Annotated in this window: 12 protein-coding genes and 1 riboswitch; of the genes, 7 read left to right on the plus strand and 5 right to left on the minus strand. The window is 67.8% G+C overall.

What is annotated here, in order from left to right:
* Window positions 1-50: 50 nt before the first annotated feature.
* Window positions 51-160: riboswitch (TPP riboswitch) on the plus strand.
* From EPN29_13445 to EPN29_13455, 3 genes are all read left to right on the plus strand, one after another.
* The gene (locus tag EPN29_13445; GenBank protein TAN31428.1) at window positions 149-1543 is read left to right on the plus strand and encodes a hypothetical protein; all 1395 of its coding nucleotides are present in this window, start codon (window positions 149-151) and stop codon (window positions 1541-1543) included. It overlaps the preceding riboswitch by 12 nt.
* A complete protein-coding gene (gene thiD / locus EPN29_13450; GenBank protein ID TAN31429.1) occupies window positions 1540-2331 on the plus strand; it encodes a bifunctional hydroxymethylpyrimidine kinase/phosphomethylpyrimidine kinase in 792 nt (263 codons plus the stop codon). Before EPN29_13445 ends, thiD begins: the two co-directional genes overlap by 4 nt.
* A 44-nt stretch (window positions 2332-2375) precedes the next feature.
* Window positions 2376-3266 carry a hypothetical protein gene (locus tag EPN29_13455; GenBank protein ID TAN31430.1) on the plus strand — a complete coding sequence of 297 codons (891 nt, stop codon included), beginning with the start codon at window positions 2376-2378 and terminating at the stop codon, window positions 3264-3266.
* 4 nt (window positions 3267-3270) lie between these two features.
* Here EPN29_13455 and EPN29_13460 read toward each other — a convergent pair whose 3' ends face one another.
* From EPN29_13460 to EPN29_13475, 4 genes are all read right to left on the minus strand, one after another.
* The gene (locus EPN29_13460; protein TAN31431.1) at window positions 3271-4335 is read right to left on the minus strand and encodes a GNAT family N-acetyltransferase; all 1065 of its coding nucleotides are present in this window, start codon (window positions 4333-4335) and stop codon (window positions 3271-3273) included.
* Window positions 4336-4521: 186 nt separating this feature from the next.
* Window positions 4522-5907: an NAD(P)(+) transhydrogenase (Re/Si-specific) subunit beta gene (locus EPN29_13465; GenBank protein TAN31432.1), complete on the minus strand. Its 1386-nt coding sequence runs from the start codon at window positions 5905-5907 to the stop codon at window positions 4522-4524.
* Window positions 5908-5935: 28 nt separating this feature from the next.
* Window positions 5936-6256 (minus strand): NAD(P) transhydrogenase subunit alpha, encoded by a 321-nt coding sequence (locus EPN29_13470; protein TAN31433.1) that lies wholly within the window; start codon window positions 6254-6256, stop codon window positions 5936-5938.
* Window positions 6253-7386: a Re/Si-specific NAD(P)(+) transhydrogenase subunit alpha gene (locus EPN29_13475; protein ID TAN31434.1), complete on the minus strand. Its 1134-nt coding sequence runs from the start codon at window positions 7384-7386 to the stop codon at window positions 6253-6255. The genes EPN29_13470 and EPN29_13475 overlap by 4 nt, the downstream gene beginning before the upstream one ends.
* A 97-nt stretch (window positions 7387-7483) precedes the next feature.
* Here EPN29_13475 and EPN29_13480 point away from each other — a divergent pair, with 97 nt between their 5' ends.
* From EPN29_13480 to EPN29_13495, 4 genes are all read left to right on the plus strand, one after another.
* On the plus strand, window positions 7484-9313 hold the full coding sequence (locus EPN29_13480; protein TAN31435.1) for a 2-oxoacid:acceptor oxidoreductase subunit alpha: 1830 nt from the start codon (window positions 7484-7486) through the stop codon (window positions 9311-9313).
* A complete protein-coding gene (locus EPN29_13485) occupies window positions 9310-10332 on the plus strand; it encodes a 2-oxoacid:ferredoxin oxidoreductase subunit beta (protein TAN31436.1) in 1023 nt (340 codons plus the stop codon). Before EPN29_13480 ends, EPN29_13485 begins: the two co-directional genes overlap by 4 nt.
* Before the next feature lie 62 nt (window positions 10333-10394).
* Window positions 10395-10958 (plus strand): DNA-3-methyladenine glycosylase 2 family protein, encoded by a 564-nt coding sequence (locus EPN29_13490; GenBank protein ID TAN31437.1) that lies wholly within the window; start codon window positions 10395-10397, stop codon window positions 10956-10958.
* 81 nt (window positions 10959-11039) lie between these two features.
* Complete coding sequence (locus EPN29_13495; GenBank protein TAN31438.1) at window positions 11040-12731, plus strand: M3 family oligoendopeptidase; 1692 nt, start codon at window positions 11040-11042, stop codon at window positions 12729-12731.
* Window positions 12732-12742: 11 nt separating this feature from the next.
* On the opposite strand, the gene EPN29_13500 is transcribed toward EPN29_13495, so the two are convergent.
* Window positions 12743-13627, minus strand: a complete 885-nt coding sequence (locus tag EPN29_13500; protein ID TAN31441.1) for a DNA-3-methyladenine glycosylase 2 family protein — start codon at window positions 13625-13627, stop codon at window positions 12743-12745.
* Between the last annotated feature and the right edge of the window lie 3 nt (window positions 13628-13630).

A 13630-nucleotide genomic window follows, 5' to 3' on the forward strand; every position in this document is an offset into this window, starting at 1 on the left:
GGACGCATGGGCCCCTCGGCCGAGCCTTGGGCGGACGGATCCATGTAACATCGGCTGCCAGCGGGAGCTCGCATGTAACGGGCTGAGAGGGCGCCAGCAGCGCCGACCGCATGAACCTGATCTGGGTAATGCCAGCGGAGGGAGAACGATGAGCGATTTCGCTACGCCAGCGATTGCAACGGACGTCTTCGGCAAGGTCGAGAGCCGCGGCATCGACGCCATCCCGGCCGCCGAGCGGCACGGCGCGCCGCGTGAGCTCGCATTCCTCTGGGCCGGAGCGTTCGTCAACTACGCCAGCCTTTTCACCGCCAGCCTGCTGACGACCTATTACGGACTGGGCGTGTGGGACGGCCTTTTGGCCGCCGCGCTGGGCACCGTCGCCGCGGCCGTGATCTTGGGCCTGCTCAGCAACACCGGGCCGCGGTCGGGGCTGCCGCAGATCATCTTCACGCGCAGCATCTTCGGCCGTCGCGGTTCCTATCTCGGGGCGGCGCTCACCCTGTTCCTGGCCATCGGCTGGTTCGCGGTCGATTGCGTGATCGCGGCGCAGGCCGGGGCGCAGCTCTTCGGCGGCGGCAACCGGCTCGTCACCTTCGGGCTGGTGATCCTGATCGCCGCGGTCAGCGTCGCGGTGGCGATCTTCGGCCACCAGACCATCAAGGTCTTGGAAACCTACGGCGCCGTCATTTTCGCGGTGCTGTCGGCCGCGCTGTTCGTCTTCCTCGCGCCGCAGTTCCACTGGGGCCAGGGACCGACCGCATCAGGCGCAGACCTGCCGGGCGCCTTCGTGCTCGGCTTCATGACCTGCTTCGCGCTGGTCGCGTCCTGGTACCCGTTCGCCAGCGATTATTCGCGCTACCTGCCGGCATCGAGCCCGGCGAGGTCGGTGACCTTGTGGCCGGTGGTCGGAGTCACGCTGCCGATGGTCCTGCTCGGACTGTTCGGCCTGCTGCTGCCGACGATCGACGCCAAGCTCGCCGCCGACCAGGGCGTGCTCGCGGTGATCAGCGCCCACGCACCGGCCTGGGTCGCCATCCCGTTTTTCATCTTCGTCGTCGTGGGCGAGATCTGGGCCAACTACCTGGACGTGTACACCGCCGGCCTGGTCTCACTCGCGATGGGGATCAAGCTCGAGCGCTGGCAGACCGCCCTGGGCTGCGGCGTCCTCGGCACCGCGCTGGCCGCGTACGCGGTGCTCGTGAGCGACTTTCACCTCGCCTACGAGGATTTTCTGATCCTCACGTACCTGTGGGCGCCCGCCTGGGCGGCGGTCGTGCTGCTGAGCTTCTTTGTTTTCGAAGGCCGGGCACGGCTTGGGCTCGGGCTGGCCGCCTGGCTGGCCGGGACGGCCGTCAGCCTGCTGTTCGTCAACTACGACAACCTGTTCAGCAACCTGGTCGCGAAGCCGAGCTTTTTCAACGAGGGACTGATCGCCGGCCTGCATGGCGCCGACGTCAGCGGCGTCATGAGCATCGCCGTGGCCGCCGCGCTGTATTGGGGCGGCCGCCGCATCCGGTTCGGGGAAGGCCGCGTGCGGCCGTGAAGCTCCCGGTCGCCCTCACCATCGCCGGTTCCGACTCGGGTGGCGGCGCCGGCATTCAGGCCGACCTCAAGACGTTCGCGGCCCTGGGCGTGCACGGAACGTCCGCGATCACGGCGATCACCGCGCAGAACACCGTCACCGTCACCGAGATCTTTGAGCTTCCCGCCGGGTTGATTCGCGCTCAGATCGCGGCCGTGGTCGAGGACATCGGCGTTCAAGCCGCCAAAACGGGCATGCTGGCGAGCTCGCAGATCATCGAGACGGTGGCTCGCGCGATCGAGGAGCACGGCATCCGCGCCCTCGTCGTCGACCCCGTGATGGTGGCGAAAGGCGGCGCCAGGCTGCTGCGCGACGATGCGGTCGACGCGCTGCGCACCCGCCTGCTCCCACTGGCCGCTGTGATCACGCCCAATCTCCCAGAGGCGGAGGTGCTTCTCGGCCGCACGATTCGCACCCTGGCCGAGCGTCGCCAGGCGGCGCGCGACCTGGTGGCGCTCGGCCCTCGCGTGGCGGTGGTCAAGGGCGGCCATGCGGATGCGGAAGCGACGGACGTCTACTGGGACGGCGCCCAGCTGGTGGAGCTTCCGGCCGCGCGCATCTCCACCTCGAACACGCATGGCAGCGGGTGCGTCTTTTCCGCCGCGATCGCCGCCGGCCTGGCGAGGGGGCTCGATCCGCTCGTCGCCGTACGCGAGGCCAAGGGGTTCATCAGCGGAGCGATCGAGCGCTCACTCGAGCTCGGCCACGGGCACGGCCCGGTGAATCCGATGTTCAGATCCGGCTTGTAACCAACCGCAAGCTACGCCGGCATTGCCGGTTAATCTGTGGCGTGATGAGCAAGAGGAAGCGCGCCGGCCTGGGCCGCACCCCGGCCGGCACAGGCCAGCCGCCCGCGATCGAAGACACGACCGCCACCGATGACGACAGCGCCGTGAAAGAGGACATGGCGCACGTCAGCCCGGATTGGCTCGCGGGCAGTCCGGACATATTCGCCTCCAGGCCCGGCAAGCCCGCCGAGGGTGCGGAACCGCCGGCGGAGGCCGGCGAGCCGGTCGCGCCGATATCGCAAGCCACCGAACCGCCGGCCGAGGGCGATGCCGTGGCAACCTCCGCCCCGCCCCCCCAAGCGCCGCCTCCCTTCGTCGCCGCGGAGCCGCAGCCGGTGGCCGTGCCCGCACCACCGCCAGCACGACCGCGCCGGGGGGGCTCCAGCGCCGCCCTCGGGGTGGTGCTCGTCGTCGTGGGCATCTTCGCTCTGGCCATCGTCATGTTCGGCATCGACCTGAGCACCTACGGCTGGCCGCTGTTCGTGATCATCCCGGGCCTCACCCTGCTGGTGGTCGGGTTCCTCAGGGGCGGCGCGGGGGCATCGATTCCGGGCGGCATCGTCACGATGCTCGGGCTCGTGCTCGCCTATCAGAGCAGTTCCGGCGACTGGCCGAGCTGGGCATTCGCCTGGGCCCTCATCGCGCCCGGCGGCGTCGGCCTGGGCATGTATCTGCAAGCCCTTCGCGACCGCGACGTCTCGAGGTTGCGGCGCGGGCGCTCCCTGATGTTCGTCGGCGCGCTGATCTTCCTGATCGGATTCGTCCTGTTCGAATCCATCCTCGGAATCAGCGGGTTGGATTACGGGGCCTTCGGCAAGGCTGCGCTGCCGGCGTTGCTCATCGTTATCGGGATCATCCTGCTCGTGCGCAGCATTCAGCGCAGCCGGCGCGCGTGATCAGCTAGGCCTTCGCCCCGAGCTGCTCCACCCGAGCCGCCAGCGCGTCGCGGCTCATCTGATATTCGGTGCCGGCCCTGAACTGCTTGAAGCCGAGCTTCTTGTTGATGGCCAGCATCGGCGCATTCGAGCCGGCGTTGTCCGTGGCGACCCACCGAGCGTCTGGGTAGAGCTCACGAAGGTGCGCAAGCATCGCGGCCTTGATCCATTTGCCGATGCCGCGGCCGCGCGCGTCCGGCCGCACGCCGGTGAACTGCTGATCGATGATCGCCGGCCGATGCGGCCTCCAAAGCACGTCCGTCATGCCGGCGATGACGCCATCCGGCTCGCGCGCGATCACCGTGTGCTGACACTCGTCACCAAGGTCCAGCCGGGCATACCAGTCGCGCATATGGTCGGGCGTGATCACGATCTCGCCGTGGTCGAGATTTTCGAAAGGCACGGTGTTCAGAAGGCCGCTGAGCTGAAGCGTGAAGTCGGACCACATCGCCTCCGGCAGATGACCGTCGTAAATCTCGAGGCGGGTCTGGGGCGAGCGCCTGGCGCCCTCATCGATCCACCGCCGGACCATGCCCCAGTCAACGCCGGCGAGGTCGAGCCTGTTCTCCGCCCCCTGGAACTTCGCCTCGGCCCTCAGCCACTTCATGAACGCATGGCCGGATTCCTCTTCCGAAGCCAGGGTCAGCACCGTGCAGCCATGCCGATCCATCAGCTCAAGGACAAGCGGCACCCATGATGCCCCGAGGCCCCGCCGGCGATGCTCAGGATGCACCGACCAATCCGCCGCGAACAGGTGCCGGTTGGAGTCGTAGCCCGGAGCCCCCGGCCTCATGGTTTCAGCTGTGAACCAGCTCAGGGCCACGCCGTCTCGCGCGATCTCGTACCGGTACTCGAAGTCGAAAGGGCTGTCGCGCTTCATGCGCGCCTCTTCCAGACGGTCGGGCCGGATCGGATCGTCGGGGCGCGTTTCCATCTGCCGCACGCGGCGGTAGGCGTGATAGCGCGCCCAGAATTCCCGGCTTGCCGATTTGGGTTCGACCGGTACGGGCGTCAGCTCGCCGGCCATCACGTCTCGATGGTCTCACACCCTGCCCGTCCTGACCGCCCATTGGCGGCACGGCAGGGAGCACAACCGCTGGGCCTGGACTTTGTGGCCCGGCCACTAACCAACTGTCAGATCACCGCCTACCATTCGCACCACCACACCCTCTTCGCGGCGCGAGCCTCCTACCACTTGGCGGGAGGCTCGCTTTCTTTACGCAGCCTTGATCGCGCTCACCAGCTTCGTCAGCGAGTCCTTGGCGTCGCCGAAGAACATGACCGTCTTCGGGTCGTACATGAGGTCGTTGTCGATGCCCGCGAATCCCGGCCGCATCGAACGCTTCATGAAAATGATGTTCTTGGCCTGGTCGGCGTTGAGAATCGGCATGCCGTAGATCGGGCTGCCCGGTGCATTGCGCGCCGATGGGTTGACGACGTCGTTGGCGCCGACGATCAACGCCACGTCCGCGTTCTTGAACTCGTCGTTGATCTGATCCATCTCCTTGAGCTGCTCGTAAGGCACATTGGCCTCGGCGAGGAGAACGTTCATGTGACCGGGCATGCGGCCGGCGACGGGATGGATCGCGTACGCCACCTCGACGCCGCGCTTCTCCAGCAGCTCCGCCAGCTCCCGCGCGGCATGCTGCGCCTGGGCGACCGCCAGGCCGTAACCCGGGACGATGATCACGCGCCGCGAGTAGGCCAGCAGCGTGCCGATGTCCTCGGCCGACCCTGAGCGCACGCTGCGACCCTCCTTGCCGGCCGCGACGGCGGCGCCGGCGTGCGTCTGGCCGAAGGCGCCGAACAGCACGTTGGCGAGCGAGCGGCCCATGGCGTCGCTCATGAGCTTGGTCAGGAGGCTGCCGGAGGCGCCGACCAGCGTGCCCGCGACGATGAGCGCGAAGTTGTTGAGCGTGAAACCGCTGGCGGCCACGGCAAGGCCGGTGAACGCGTTCAGCAGGGAGATCACGACCGGCATGTCGGCGCCACCGATCGGCAGCACGAAAGCCACGCCAAGCACCAGGGCGAGGACCATCAGGGACAGGAAGGAGAACGGGATGGAGGCGATGGCCAGGACGGCGATGACGAAGCCGACGATCGCGGCGGCGAGCAGGCCGTTCACGAGCTGCTGGCCGGGATAGGTGATGGGGGTGCCGGTCATGAGCTCCTGGAGCTTGGCGAAGGCCACCATGCTGCCCGCGAATGACACCGAGCCGATGACGATGCTGAAGACGCTGGGGAACGCTTCGGAGAAGGCCGGGTGGACGCCGAAACCGAGCAGCTCCGCGACCGCGACGAGCGCCGCCGCCCCGCCGCCCACGCCGTTGAAGAGGGCGACCATCTGCGGGATGGCGGTCATCTTCACCATGCGGGCCCCGACGCTGCCGACGATCGCGCCGATCAGCACGCCGATCGCGATGACGACCAGCCCGGTGGTCGTGAAGTGGAGCAGCGGGATCGTGGCGCCGAGGGCGATTACCATGCCCACCGCGGCCGTGAAGTTCCCGTTGCGGGCGCCCTTGGGCGAGCTCAGCTGCTTCAGGCCGAGGATGAAGAGCACCGCCGCCACCAGGTAGGCGAGCGTGATGGCGAGATTCACAGGTCGACCTCCTGCCGCGACTCCGCGGTCATTTGGCGGGAGGGGTTTGCGGGGCCGGCTTGGGCGATTGGCGGCCCTTGAACATTTCCAGCATCCGGTCGGTGACGACGAAGCCGCCGACGACGTTGGTGGTGGCGAGGATCACCGCGACCAGGCCGAGGACGATCGTGACCGGAGAGCTGGCGCCGGACGCGATCACGATCGCGCCCACCAGGATGATGCCGTGGATGGCGTTCGTCCCGGACATCAGCGGGGTGTGCAGGATCGTCGGCACCTTGGAGATGACCTCGATGCCGACGAAGATCGCCAGGACGAAGAAGGTCACCTCGTTGAGGAGCTCGTTGGTCACGACGTTGTTCCGACCAGCTGCCTGGCCCGCTCGTTGACGATCTCGCCGCCGTGGGTGACGCAGCTGCCCTTGGTGATCTCGTCGTTGAAGTCGAGCGCGATCGCGCCGTCCTTGACCAGGTGCAGCAGGAGGTTGGCGACGTTGCGGGCGAACAGCTGGCTGGTGTGCAGGGGCATCGTCGAAGGCACGTTGCGCGTGCCGATGATGGTGACTCCCGCGACGTCGACGTCCTTTCCCGCCTGAGTCAGCTCCACGTTGCCGCCGGTCTCCGCGGCGAGGTCGACGATCACCGACCCCGGGCGCATGGCCTTGACCATCTCCCCGGTGACCAGGAGGGGCGCCCGGCGGCCGGGAACGGCCGCGGTTGTGATGACCACGTCGGACTTGGCGACGTGCTCGCCGATCAGCTCTCGCTGCTTGCCGAGGAACTCTTCCGACTGCTCGCGGGCATAACCGCCCTCGCCCTCCTGCGTCTCGAGCGGCAGTGCGATGAAGGTCGCGCCCAACGACTGCACCTCCTCTTTGACGGCCGGGCGCACGTCGTACGCGGAAACCACCGCGCCGAGGCGGCGCGCGGTCGCGATCGCCTGCAGGCCCGCGACGCCCGCGCCCATGACCAGCACCCGCGCGGGAGCAACCGTGCCGGCGGCGGTCATCATCATCGGAAAGAACTTGCCCAACCGCTCAGCCGCCATCAGCACCGCCTTGTAGCCGGCGGCTGAAGCCTGGGACGACAGCGCATCCATCGACTGGGCGCGCGAGATGCGCGGCAGCAGTTCCAAGCTGAACGCGGTGACGCCGCGGCCGGCCAGCGCTTTGACGACGTCGCCCTGCGTGGCGGGCTGCAGGAAGCTGATCAGGACGGATCCCGGCTTGAGCAGGTCGACTTCCGCGGCGGCCGGTGCCTGCACCTTGAGGACGGCGTCCGCCTTCCGCAGCAGCGAGGGCGCGCCCTCGACGACCTCGACCCCGGCTTGCTCATAGACTTCGTCGGCGATGAACGCCGAGGCACCGGCGCCGGTCTCGACGCTGACCTGCAGGTGGGCGGCGATGAGCTTGGCCGCGGTGTCGGGGACGAGCGCCACCCGATGTTCGTCCTGAGCACGTTCCTTCGGAATGGCGACTCTCACAGAATGAGGACTGTAAGGAATCGGGGTCGATTCTTGCAGGCGCGTAAGATTCTTAATCCCTCGCCACAAGTGAAGAAATCGCCCTCCTCTCCCCTGATTGGGAGAGGGCATTAGAGACGAATTGACCGAGCAGATCATCAACGACCTCACCATCCAGGCCGCCACCGTCAACGGTTCCGGAAGCCAGACGGCGAACCTGGTGTTGACTCGGGCGATCTTTCACATGGGGATCCCCGTCGCGCCCAAGAACGTCTTTCCCTCGAACATCGAAGGCCTGCCCACCTGGTACCAGCTTCGGGTGACGCCGGAAGGGCACATGGCCCGCTCGGACAAGGTCGACATCTTGGTCGCCTTCAACGTCGCGACCTGGCGCGAGGACCTGAAGACGGTGCGTCGCGGCGGCGTCGTCATCCACGAGGAGGCTTTCTCCACGGCTGACGTCCGCTCCGACGTCGTCTACTACCCGGTGCCGTTCGCCAAGCTGGCCAAGTCGAAGATCCAAAGCGACACCCTGCGCAAGCAGCTCGCCAACATGATCTACGTTGGTGTGGTCGGAGGGCTGCTCGGCATCCCATGGGAGGCGCTCGAGCACGCCGTCAGGCGTCAGTTCCTGTCCAAGCCGAAAGCCGTCCAGGTGAACCTCGACGCGATCAAGATCGGGCTCGACCACTGGCAGGACAACTTCTCCAAGCAGGACCCGTACCGGCTCGAGCCGATGACCGGCGCCGTCGACGGGAGGGTCCTTGTCGAGGGCAACCAGGCGGCCGCGATCGGGGCCCTGATGGGTGGCGTCACCGTCGTGGCGTGGTATCCGATCACCCCGTCGTCCTCGTTGTGCGAGAACCTCATCGCGTACGCCGACCGCTTCCGGATCGACCCCAAGACGGGCGAGCGGCGCATCTCGGTCGTACAGGCGGAAGACGAGCTGGCGGCGGTTGGGATGGCGATCGGCGCGGGCTGGGCGGGCGCGCGCGCAATGACCTCCACGTCGGGCCCCGGCATCTCGCTGATGGCGGAGTTCGCCGGCCTGGCGTACTACGCCGAGGTGCCCGTCGTGATCTTCGACATCCAGCGGATCGGGCCGTCGACCGGCCTACCGACCCGCACCTCGCAGGCGGATGTCGGCTTCGCCTTCACGCTTTCGCACGGCGACACCAAGCACATCGTGTTGCTGCCCGGGACGGTGGAAGAGTGCTACGAGTTCGCTCGGGACGCGTTCGACCACGCCGACCGGTTCCAGACGCCGGTGTTCGTCCTTTCCGACCTCGACCTGGGCATGAACCTGTGGATGACGCCGGAGTTCAAGTACCCGGACAAGCCGTTCGACCGCGGCAAGGTCCTCTCCAAAGCCGACCTCGAGCGCCTCGCCGGCGACTGGGGTCGCTACCGGGACGTCGACGGCGACGGCGTGCCATACCGCACGCTGCCGGGGACCGATCACCCCGCGGCCGGCTACTTCACGCGCGGTTCCGGGCACGACGAGTTCGCCCGCTATACGGAGAGCGCCGAGGTGTACCAGCAAAACATGGATCGGCTGGCGCTCAAGCTGGAGACCGCGCGCGCCGCGCTGCCCTCCCCCGTGGTGGACGAGACGGCGAGGTCGGCCGTGGGCCTGATCGCTTTCGGCTCCACGCATGCGGCGGTGGTGGAGGCGCGCGAGAGCCTGGCGGCGGCGAACAGGCCGGTGGACTACCTGCGCCTGCGCGCACTGCCTCTGGCCTCCGAGGTGGTCGAGTTCGTCTCCCGGCATGAACGGGTATACGTCGTCGAGCAAAACCGAGACGGCCAGGTGTACGACCTGGTCCGCCTGGCGGTGCCCGCACACCTGGTCGATCGAGTGAAGTCCATCCGCCACTACAACGGCCAGCCCATTCCGGCGGCCGCCATCACCCAGCCGCTCCTCGAGTCGGAGGCCGTGCCCGCATGAGTGCCACCCTGAACCGGATCGGCCTGCCCCGCGACGCTTACAAGGGCGCGGCGACGACCCTGTGCGCGGGCTGCGGCCACAACTCGATCACCAACCATTTGATCAAGGCGCTTTACGAGCTGGGCATCGAGCCGCACCGCCTGGCCAAGATGTCAGGTATCGGCTGCTCGTCGAAGACCCCCGCGTACTTCGTCGAGGCCGCGCACGGATTCAACGGCGTCCACGGACGCATGCCCGCCCTGACGACCGGTGCCCAGCTTGCCAACCGCCAGCTGATCATGCTCGGCGTCTCGGGTGACGGAGACACGGCGTCGATCGGGCTCGGCCAGTTCATGCACATGATCAGGCGCAACATCGACTGCACCTACATCATCGAAGACAACGGCACGTACGGCCTCACCAAGGGTCAGTTCTCGGCCACCGCGGACCTCGGGTCGGTGCAGAAGAAGGGCGCGGTCAACACCTTCCAGCCGATCGACCCGTGCGCCGTGGCGCTCACCTTGGGCTGCTCCTTCGTCGCCCGCTCGTTCAGCGGCGACGGCAAGCAGGTCGTGCCGCTGATCAAGGCCGCCATCGCGCACCGCGGCACCGCTGTGCTGGACATCATCTCCCCCTGCGTGACGTTCAACGACCACGACGGGTCGACCAAGAGCTACAGCTGGGTCAAGGACCACGAGGAGTCGATCGCCGACGTCTCGTTCATCCCGTTCTACGAGGAGGTCCACGTCGACTACGAGCCGGGGACGATCCGCGATGTCGAGCTCCACGACGGGTCGCACATCCTGCTCAAGAAGCTGGGTGAGGACCACGACCCAAGCGACCGCCGCGGGGCGATGCACGTGCTCGAAGAGGGACGTTCGGCGGGCCATCTGGTGACCGGGCTGCTCTACCTCGACACGACGATGGAGGACTTCGCCACGACAGAGCACATCCCGGAGCGCCCTCTCAAGGACCTGGGCGAGGATGAGCTCCGGCTGACGCCTGACCAGTTCGCCAGTTTCATCTCCGAGTTCGCCTGAGCCCTGATCCGCCGCCGGAGCTGATACGCGGCACCCGGCTGGTCGCCCGCCGCGACCCGGCCATGGCGCGGCTCATCAAAGCGGTGGGGCCCGCCAAGCTGCGCGATCCCATCGACGACAGCTTCGCCGCGCTGGTGCGCTCGATCATGTATCAGCAGCTGGCTGGAGCCGCCGCGGCGACGATCCACGGCCGGTTTCTGAAGCTCTTCGGCGACGGCCTCTCCCCCACCGCGGTGCTGGCGCTGCCCGAAGGAGCGATGCGCTCGGCGGGCGTCAGCGGCTCCAAGGCCGCCGCGATCACCGATCTGGCACGGAAGGTGGGCGATGGAACGGTTCCTCTCGACGACGTGGATTCGCTGGCGGACGACGAGCTGGTGGCCCGGTTGGTGCAGGTCAGGGGCATCGGCCGCTGGACGGCGGAGATGTTCCTGATCTTCCAGCTGCGCCGGCTGGACGTCTGGCCGGTGGACGACTACGGCGTGCGCAAGGGCTGGGCGCTGGCGCACAAGCTCGAAGACCTGCTTACGCCGCGCCTCCTGGAGGCCGAAGGCGATCGCTTTCGCCCCTACCGCACCGTCGCCGCGTGGTATTGCTGGCGCGCGGTCGACACCGTGCTTTCGGCCTGAGCCGGGCGCCCGGCGCTGGGCGGGGCCCTCTGTACCATGAGGCGCCCCGCAGGCGTGGCGATGGCAATCGGAGGGTGAGGTGTGGTGAAGGCAATTCCGGATTCTCCCGATGCGTTCGAGAACGCGAGCTGGGAGGACGTGCGTCCCTATTACGAGGAGCTGGCCGAGCGGCCGCTCGATCACGACAACGTGGAAGCCTGGCTTGCCGACTGGTCGCGCGTCGAGTCGCTGCTGTCGGAGGCTGGCGCCCTCGCGAGCTTCGCCTACTCGTGTGACACCACGGACCCGGGGCGTGAGTCGGCACACCTTCGCTTTGGGACCCAGATCTCGCCCCAGGCTCAGGAGCAGCGCGTGCGGCTCCAAAGACGCCTGGTCGAGCTGGGCTATGTACGTCCCGGCCTGGAAATGGTCGTGCGGCGATTCCAGAATCAGATGCAGCTGTTCAGCGAGGCCAATGTGCCCCTCTTCGCCGAGCTCGCGACGCTCGGCACGCAGTGGTCAAAGATCAATGGCGCGCTGACCGTCGAGTGGGCAGGCGAGGAGAAGACGCCGGCTCAACTCCTCCCGTTTCTTCAGGCCGGAGACCGCGAGGTTCGCGAGCGCGCCTTCAGGCTGCGAGCCAAGCCGTACATCGAGCAGCGTGAGGTACTGGCCGGCATCTTCGACCGCATGTACGACCTGCGCCAGCAGGTGGCGTGGAATGCGGGGTTCCCAAACTTCCGCGACTATGCGCATCGCGAGAAGAATCGTTTCGATTACACACCGGATGACTGCCTGCGGTTCCACGAAGCCGTGGAGACCGCCGTGCTGCCGGCGGTGGAGCGAATCATGGACCGGCGACGGCGCCGGATGCGGCTGGATGAGCTCAGGCCGTGGGACCTCGCGGTCGATCCTGAAGGCCGGCCGGCGCTCGCGCCGTTCGACGACATCGGCACCTTCATCGACCGCGCGGCCGGCGTCTTCGGGCATGTCGACCCGGAGTTTCGCGGCTACTACCAGAGCATGGCCGACGCGAAACTGCTCGATCTCGAGAACCGAAAGGGCAAGGCCCCCGGCGGGTACTGCCAGACCTTGGCGTTCAGGAAGATGCCGCTCATCTTCATGAATGCCGTTGGCATCGACGGCGACGTGAGAACGCTGCTGCACGAATCGGGCCATGCCTTCCATGCCTTCGAGGCGGCGCGCCTTCCGCTCCTGTTTCAGCGACACCCTGGATCCGAGATGGCCGAGGTCGCGTCGATGTCGATGGAGCTGCTGGCGGCGCCATACATCGACAGGGCCAGCGGCGGCTATTACACGGAAGATGACGCGCGCCGGTCACAATCTGAGCTGCTGGAGGGGATCGTGCTGTTCTTCCCCCACTGCGCTTCGGTCGACGCGTTCCAGCATTGGATCTATCTGCACGATGGAGGTCGCGATGCCGCCGCGCGCGACGCCAAGTGGCTGGAACTGCGCCGGCGATTCGAAGGCGGCTCGGTCGACTGGGCCGGTCTTGACGCCGAGCGAATCGCTCGCTGGTACCAGCAGCCGCACCTTTTCTCTAGCCCCTTCTATTACATCGAGTACGGGATCGCGCAGCTGGGCGCGCTGCAGGTATGGCGCAACAGCCTGCGCGATCGTGGCGATGCGGTTCGGAGATACCGCGAGGCGCTGTCACTTGGCGCCACCCGCCCCCTGCCCGAACTGTTCAAGGCCGCGGGCGCGCGCCTGATCTTTGACGGCGCGGGGATGCGCGAGCTCATATCCCTGGTCGAAGAGAAGCTCGACGGCTGAGGCCCGAGGCCTCAGCTGTGAACGATGTCTCGGAGCGGTTGCCGGGGGCCGAACCGCGGCGCACCGATGCCCGCGACGGTGATCAGGCGAATGACGCGCGCTCGATGGCCCCGGTAAGGCTCGAGCAGCTCCAGCATCCGCTCGTCGCTCGACCGCGGGGTGCCTTCCAACGCATAGCCCACGCTGTGCGGGAGGTTGTAGTCGCCCACGGGCACGGCATCGGGGTCGCCCAGCGCCACCAGCGCGACCTTGGCCGCCGTCCACGGACCGATCCCGGGGAAGGCCTCCAGCCGGCGGTATGCCCTCGGGAGGTCCATGGCCACGGTTTCTTCGAGCCGGTTGGCGCTGCGTGCCGCGCGGATGATCACCTCGGCACGCCTGCGCTCGATCCCGAACCGGTGAAAGGTCCAGTACGGGGTGCGCGCAAGGACTTGCGGAGCCGGCGGCACCGTGAGGCGGACCGGCCCAGGCGCGGGTTCGCCCAGGGCGCCGACGAGCGCGCGATACCCGGCCTTGGCCTCGACGCTCGTGACCTTCTGAGCCAGCACCGCCGGGACCAGCGCCTCGAACACTGATCGTGTCTTCGGCAGGCGCAGGCCGGGGTGCCGGTGGCGGAGCTGGGCGAGCAGCGGGTGGCCCGGGAAGAAGGCGCTGTCGTCGTCCTCCTCACCGCAAAGCGCCGGCGCGTTGGCGGCGGCCCATGCACCGCCCGGGCCCCACGCCTCGACGTCGACGGCGCTTCCGCCGTGGCGCAGATGAAGGGTCGCCGGGCCTTCCGGCGTCAGCGTGGCGCGCCAGGCCTCGGCGTTTTCGAGACGCAGCCATGCGCCGCGCCCGATCGGTCCGAGCGTGAGCGCGAGGTTCAGCGGCGGGCGCGGTTCGAACCGCGCCCGCACCTC

This window comes from bacterium (genome assembly GCA_004299235.1).
In the GTDB taxonomy this organism is placed as follows: domain Bacteria; phylum Chloroflexota; class Dormibacteria; order Dormibacterales; family Dormibacteraceae; genus SCQL01.